Source organism: Rhodococcus sp. EPR-157, from assembly GCF_001647195.1.
In the GTDB taxonomy this organism is placed as follows: Bacteria; Actinomycetota; Actinomycetes; order Mycobacteriales; family Mycobacteriaceae; genus Rhodococcoides.
The window spans coordinates 64,985-71,735 of sequence record NZ_LVCV01000161.1; the positions used below are offsets into that span (position 1 = coordinate 64,985).

Sequence of the window (6,751 nt, forward strand, 5' to 3'; positions counted from 1 at the left end):
GTGTGTAAACCGGGCCGCAGGGCATCGCAGGATCAGGCTCGGGGTGTGAGCCTCGTGTTCGGAAGCTCGGGCGCGGGTAGTCGGAAGTCTCGTGTGCCGTCCTTGCTCACGTACCCCTCGACCCTCCCGAACTGACCGCCGTCCGCGTGACTGATGCCCGCCTGCCAGGCTGCGCGGTACGCCTCGATGTCTTCGTGTTCGCGGCCCATGAAGTTCCACCACATGATCACCTGTTCGCCGAAGGGTGGGCCGCCGAGCAACAGCATTCGGGCCTCGTCCTGACCGGCGTTTCGGAGTAGAAGTGAAGTTGAGCCGGCCGCGACGTATCCCAGCTCTGCGCGCTCGAGTGTGCTGTCCTGGACGTCGACGGTTCCCGTATCGACGATGATTCCGTGCTCGAAGGACTCGTCGACCGTGAGCTCCAGGCTCGCCCCGGCATCGATGACGATCTCGGCGCCCAGCAGTGGCGTGAACGTGCTGATCGGCGAAGTGTCACCGGCGAGGGAGCCGAGAAATACCCGTACGGTTGCGTCGTCGATCGACAGCGGCTCGGGTACGTAGTGCTGAAAACCTGGTGCGGTGAATCGTGCCGAACCCGGAAGCGCGACCCAGAGCTGCATGCCGTGCAGGATGCGGGTGTGCGGCATCGAGACCTCGGAGTGCGATATCCCGCGTCCGGCAGTCATGAGGTTGAGCTCCCCGGGTAGCACGAATGCATGTGAGCCGATGCTGTCGCGGTGCTCGATCTCGCCGGAGAACAACCAGCTCACTGTCTGGAGCCCGGTGTGCGGGTGTGGCGGGACGTCCATGCCGCCCGACTGTGACACGTCGTCGGGACCGTAGTGATCGGCGAAGCACCACGCACCGATCAATGTCCGCTGCTTGGTCGGCAGCGTGCGTCGGACGTTCATCGCGCGAGGCCCGCCGAGGGGGACCTCGCGAGGGGTGATGACCTCCACCGTCATGAGAACTCCTTTCAAGGAATTGCAGGCTGAGCGAGTCGGAGCTTCGTGCACAGAGCTTCGAGCGTCGTCAGTTCGTCGTCGGAAAGAGCGTCTCCGACATAGCGCCGGATCCGCGCAGCGTGTCTGCGTCCGATCTCGCGCTGCACGGCGAGTCCGGCGTCGGTGAGGGCTATCACGGTGCCGCGCTTGTCGTTCGGATCGAGTTCGCGGGTGAGATAGCCGAGCTTGTCGAGTCGTTCGCACATCCTGCTCAGCGACGGTTGGCTGAGCAGGATCTCGTCGTTGAGGTCGTGTAGTCGAAGCTTGCGCGTGGGGCACTTGCTGAGCGTGAACAGGACGTCGTATTCACGCACGCTCATCGGGCCCCAGATGTCGTCGGAGGTGAACCGACGCATCAGCGCCACCTGGGATCGGAACAGCGACTCCCAGGCGTCGACGGCGAGCTCGGTACTAGACGGCAACGGTTGACCCTTGCTCGGCCAGCATGCTCGCGTGGGTCGGCGGGTTCTCCGGAACGCCCTGAGGGCGTCGAGCTGCGAATTCCTCGCGCAGTACCGGGACGACCTCTTCGCCGAGTAGATCCAGCTGCTCGAGCACCGACTTCAGCGGCAACCCCGCATGGTCGATCAGGAACAGTTGACGCTGGTAGTCGCCGAAGAAGTCGGCGAAAGTCAGGGTCTTCTCGATGACCTGCTGCGGTGAACCGACGGTCAACGGAGTCTGCTCGGTGAAATCCTCCATCGTCGGACCGTGACCGTAGACGGGTGCGTTGTCGAAGTACGGTCGAAATTCGTTCACGGCATCCTGGCTGTTCTTTCGCATGAACACCTGGCCACCGAGACCGACGATGGCCTGATCTGCGCGGCCATGTCCATAGTGCTCGTACCGCTCGCGGTAGAGGTTGATGAGCGCGATGTAGTGCTCTTTCGGCCAGAAGATGTTGTTCGCGAAGAATCCATCACCGTGATACGCGGCGATCTCCGCGATCTCGGGGCTGCGAATCGAGCCATGCCACACGAACGGTGGGATGTCGTCGAGCGGCCGCGGTGTGGAGGTGAAGCTGTCGAGAGGCGTCCGGAAGTTGCCCTTCCAGGTCACGACGTCCTCGGTCCACAGGCGTCGGAGAAGTTGGTAATTCTCGAGGGCCAGCGGTATGCCCTGACGGATGTCCTGGCCGAACCATGGGTACACCGGCGCGGTGTTGCCACGGCCCATGATCAGGTCGACGCGCCCCTCGGACAGGTGCTGCAGCATCGCGTAGTCCTCGGCGATCTTCACCGGGTCGTTGGTGGTGATCAGCGTCGTGGACGTGGACAGGATCAGCTTCTCGGTCTGCGCGGCGATGTAGCCGAGCATCGTGGTCGGCGACGAGGGAACGAACGGTGGGTTGTGGTGTTCGCCGGTGGCAAAGACGTCCAAGCCGACCTCTTCAGCGTGCTTGGCGATGGTGACCATCGACTTGATGCGCTCGTGCTCGGTGGGCGCTCGACCTGTCGTGGGGTCGACGGTGACGTCGCCGACGCTGAAGATTCCGAATTGCATGGTCTGCTCCCTACCTGAAGTTCATGCATATGCATTGACTTCTCGCTCAACCCCGAGCGTAGGCAAACTATTTCCTTCAAGCCCACCCGTTTGCAACGCCACCGTTCGTTTACAACTGAAGTTTGCATTGTGAACGAATGGTGGGTGTGTAAACCGGCCGCAGCCGGTCAGCTACTCACCAGTGATGCCGTGCCCGACAGTGTCCGCACGTCGTAGGACTCGAGGGCGCCGTGGACGTAGCGATCACCGGCCACGTTCCCGCGGGTGGTGAACAGGACCGCGTAGCTGCCGAACGGGACCGGCTCGTTCTCGATGTTCACACGGGGGACGACCACGAGGAGGTGCGTCGAACTGTCGTCGTGGCTCTGTTCGGTGATCGCACGTATCTCGTACCCGAGATCCGATCGCGTGACTGCGGTCGACTCGAACGTGGCCCCACTCAGAACGATCTGCGCGACGAGCACGCCCGCGACCGATGCCGAATCGAGTGAACCTGTGATGTCGTCGCCGTCGAAAGTCCAGTGGTTCGCTGCTGTGTAAGACATGAGGGTAAGGCTAGACAAGAAGGTCGAAAAAAGAATTCCTTTCAGGACCCATCCGCTCCGCCACCTGCGGCGAATGACAGATGAGACGCCCGCCGCTGCTGTCGCCCCCGACCGCCGTCAGCTGTGGGCGTCTCCCTATTTCCCGTTGCACTGCTCCTCCACGGCACCGAGCTGATCTCGTCAGGCGGACTCGGCGCTGTCCGGGCCGCACTTGCGTCTGCGTAGCTGATCGAGGCGGCTCACGATCCTGTCGATATCCAGCCCGACGCAACCGTCGGCGAACGCGTCGAGCGGCGTCGACGAATGGAAGTCGGTCCGCACGTCGCCGTCGGAGAGAACGTCGACGAGGTTCGAGAATCTCTGCACGGCGTCGCGAGAGGCGTCCTTCAACTGGGGGATGTCGGTGATCGTCAGGACGCGTCGGTTCTCGATCATCGCGAGATAGTCGCCCGTCGACTTCGGGGTGTCGCAGAGCTCCGCGAAGGTGATTCCATCTTCCTCTCCGGCGACCGACCACGTGCCCGCTGCGAAGTGCGTTCGGGCACCCGCGAGAGTCCGGTAGTCCACCGGTCCGTCGACCAGGACCACCTGCATCCGTTCTGTCAGCAATTCGATCGTCGGGATGAACGCATCGTGGAACAGAGGATTGGGAAGCAGCCCGTCGGGTGGGTAGTTGGACGTGGTCACCAGCGCGATCTTTCGGGCGAACAGCGACTCCACCATTCGCGAGATGAGCCTGGCGTCGCCGATGTCATGGACGTGAAACTCGTCGAAGCACAGCAACTCGATCGTCCCCAACAGCTCGTCGAGCGCCTTTTCCAGTGAGAAACCGTGCCCGAAGTACGACGCGTGCAGGTCGCGGAAGAAGCTGTGGAAGTGGACTCGCTTCTTGGCGTCGGTGTCGACGCCCGACATGTAGCGGTCCAGGAGCCAGGTCTTTCCCCGCCCGACAGGACCCCAGAGGTACACGCCGCGGCAATCCGAGGTCGTCAGGACGTCGACTGCGGCTCGTTGTCGATCGTCGAGCGCGAACTCTGCGGCGAAAGCGTCCCGGGTGACAGCTGGTCTCATTTCTTGGACTCTACATATGTAGAGTGCTGTGCATGGAACGAAGAACTGTGATTGCCGACGCAGCGATAGATGTGATCGCCGAGTCCGGTCTTCGGGCTCTCACCCATCGAGGCATCGACGCCGCGTTGGACTTGCCCGCAGGGTCGACGTCCTACTACTTCCGCACGAAGAGTGGCCTGCTGTCGGCTGTCATCGATCGCATCACCGACTTCTCGCGGGTGTCGTTCGCTGGTGTGTCCGCCCAGCTCGGTAGCGATCCGGTCGACGTGACGGTTCGCTATCTCGAACACCTTGTCGCAGAACGTCGCAACCAACTCCGCGCCCGGCATTCCCTCTTGATCGACCCCAGTATCGACACCGAAGCGCGGACGCGTCTCGACGGATGTCTCTTCTCGGTCGACGGCGCTGTCGAACTGTTCGGGGATCGAGCCGTCGGCGAGGGGTATGTCGCCTTGTGCGAAGGGCTCGTCCTCGCGTCGTTGGGTCGCCGGAGCGGGCACGTCGACGTGAGGGTTCCGATCGTCACGTACCTGACAGGTGCGCGGAAGCTGTAGTTCACGAAGTCGTCGGTTGCCGGTCTTAGCATCGACCGACATGCGTCGATCAACTGTGCGTCGAATGATCCTGGTGGCTGTGTCCGGGATCGTCCTGGCCTCCTGCTCCAGCGCCTCCGAGAATCCAGTCGCGCAGGAATTCGATCTGCAAGCACACCGGGGCGGACTGGGTCTCGTCACCGAGAGCACCATCGAATCTTTCACCAATGCGCTCGAACTGGGCGTCACAACGCTCGAGCTGGACACTCAGATCACCGAGGACGGCATTGCCGTCGTGACGCACGATCGTCAGGTGTCCGCGAAGAAGTGTGTCGATACCGCGCCCACGGTCGAGGGGGATCTGGAGTTCCCCTACGTCGGAAGGTATGTCAACACACTGACATTCGCTCAACTGCAGACACTCGACTGTGGATTCACCCAACTCGCCGGCTATCCCGAGCAGCGAGTTGTTCCCGGTGCGAAGATGCCTACCCTGACCGCAGTCATCGACCTCGTGAAGTCCTTCGACGCAACGGATGTGAAGCTCAACATCGAGACGAAAGTCGAGGCGGGGAGCCCGTCGGAGACTGCGCCGCGCGAGCAGTTCGTCGACGTCGTACTCGACACCATCGACGACGCAGAGTTTCTCGATCGGGTGACGATCCAGAGCTTCGACTGGGGTTCGCTTCAGCTCGTCCGTGACGTCGAACCGTCGGTGCCCGTCGTCGCGTTGACCAACGGTGACTTCCTCCAAATCGGTCAGGATGGCGCTTCACCGTGGCTCGGCGGCCTCGACATCGACGACTTCGGCGGTGATCCGATCGCCGCGATCAGTTCGTTCGGAGCATCGGCATTCTCGCCGGTGCAAGGTACCCCGCAGAGCGGCAAAGTGAGTGATCCCGATTTCGAGCTGTATGTCACTCAGAAGATGATCGACGACGCGCATGCGTCTGGGATTCGCGTAATTCCTTGGACAGTCGACGATCCCGAGACCATGAACGTTCTCATCGACTTGGGTGTGGATGGGCTCATCACCGACTACCCAGACCGCGCGCGTGCGGTGCTGAGCGAACGCGGGATGGCATTGCCCCAGCCCGTCACGTCAGGTTCGTGAACTCTGACTCGGTCGCACGACGTCAGGTGGCGAAAATGGTTACGAGTGAGGAGCATTGACAGCCATCTGACCCTTTTGCCGACTACGTCGATGCCACTCCGGTAGCTACCTGAAGTCGTAGACCACGCCCGTGAGCTTCTCGCTGGCAACCCACAGCTGATCACCCAGCGCAGCGTCCTGCGCCTTTGCTGAGATCTTCGCGGGACCGGGTGCGCCGCGCGATTCGAACAGCGACTTCGGACCACTGTACGAACCCGGGCCACCACTTTCGAGTGCATACAGAGTGGGAAGTGCACCGGCTTTGGCGGATTGGGAAATGAACTTCAGTCCGATGGATGCGCCGATCGAGGCGATTTTCGAACTCCCAAGACCGTCGGGGCTGGTGTACAGCGCAGTTTCGGAGATGCCCGGGTGGGCGGCGTTGCTGGTGATCGGTATGCCGGCTTTGTCGAGCCGACGCTGCAGCTCCAGAGCGAACAACAGGTTTGCGAGTTTGGAGTTGGCGTACATCCGCTGCGGTTGGTAGCCCCTGGTCGCCTGCAGATCGTCGAAGTTCAATTTCGGGGCCTGCTTGTGGGCAACGGACGAGACCGTGACGACCTTCGCGTTGCCCGCAGCCCGCAGCTTCGGAAGAAGGTGACCTGTCAGAGCGAAGTGGCCGAGGTGATTGGTGCCGAACTGAAGCTCGAAGCCGTCCTTGGTCTCGGTCCGCTTCGACGGCATCATGACGCCGGCGTTGTTGATCAATACGTCTACCGCGTCGGGGGCGGACTCGGCGAACTCACGCACCGAACCGAGGTCGGCCAAGTCGAGGTGAGCGGTGTCGACGGTACCTTCGGGTGCTTGGGCGGCGATCTTCTGTGCCGCGGCATTGGCTTTGTCCATGTTGCGGCACGCCAGGGTCACATGGTCGCCCTGCTTGACCAACTCGAGTGCTGTGAAGTAACCGATTCCGGTATTTCCGCCGGTGAGGAGCACACG

Annotated in this window: 8 protein-coding genes; 2 read left to right on the top strand and 6 right to left on the bottom strand. The window is 62.2% G+C overall.

The genetic code is table 11. The features are described from left to right. Positions 1–32: 32 nt before the first annotated feature. From A2J03_RS07055 to zapE, 5 genes are all read right to left on the bottom strand, one after another. Entirely contained in the window at positions 33–965 is a 933-nt protein-coding gene (locus A2J03_RS07055; protein WP_068371311.1) for a pirin family protein, read from the bottom strand. An 11-nt stretch (positions 966–976) separates the two neighbouring features. Next, positions 977–1,369 carry a MarR family winged helix-turn-helix transcriptional regulator gene (locus A2J03_RS07060; RefSeq protein WP_068371360.1) on the bottom strand — a complete coding sequence of 131 codons (393 nt, stop codon included), beginning with the start codon at positions 1,367–1,369 and terminating at the stop codon, positions 977–979. Between the two features lie 46 nt (positions 1,370–1,415). After that, a complete protein-coding gene (locus A2J03_RS07065) occupies positions 1,416–2,507 on the bottom strand; it encodes an LLM class flavin-dependent oxidoreductase (protein ID WP_068371314.1) in 1,092 nt (363 codons plus the stop codon). A 167-nt stretch (positions 2,508–2,674) separates the two neighbouring features. After that, positions 2,675–3,052: a hypothetical protein gene (locus A2J03_RS07070; protein ID WP_068371317.1), complete on the bottom strand. Its 378-nt coding sequence runs from the start codon at positions 3,050–3,052 to the stop codon at positions 2,675–2,677. A 180-nt stretch (positions 3,053–3,232) separates the two neighbouring features. Beyond that, on the bottom strand, positions 3,233–4,123 hold the full coding sequence (gene zapE / locus A2J03_RS07075) for a cell division protein ZapE (protein WP_068371320.1): 891 nt from the start codon (positions 4,121–4,123) through the stop codon (positions 3,233–3,235). A 32-nt stretch (positions 4,124–4,155) separates the two neighbouring features. On the opposite strand from zapE, the gene A2J03_RS07080 reads away from it, so the two are divergent. Continuing rightward, positions 4,156–4,677 carry a TetR/AcrR family transcriptional regulator gene (locus tag A2J03_RS07080; RefSeq protein ID WP_068371322.1) on the top strand — a complete coding sequence of 174 codons (522 nt, stop codon included), beginning with the start codon at positions 4,156–4,158 and terminating at the stop codon, positions 4,675–4,677. Between the two features lie 64 nt (positions 4,678–4,741). Then, positions 4,742–5,770 (top strand): glycerophosphodiester phosphodiesterase family protein, encoded by a 1,029-nt coding sequence (locus A2J03_RS07085; protein ID WP_442971328.1) that lies wholly within the window; start codon positions 4,742–4,744, stop codon positions 5,768–5,770. A gap of 105 nt (positions 5,771–5,875) precedes the next feature. On the opposite strand, the gene A2J03_RS07090 is transcribed toward A2J03_RS07085, so the two are convergent. Beyond that, a partial coding sequence (locus A2J03_RS07090; RefSeq protein WP_231912404.1) for an oxidoreductase occupies positions 5,876–6,751 on the bottom strand: 876 nt, incomplete at its 5' end.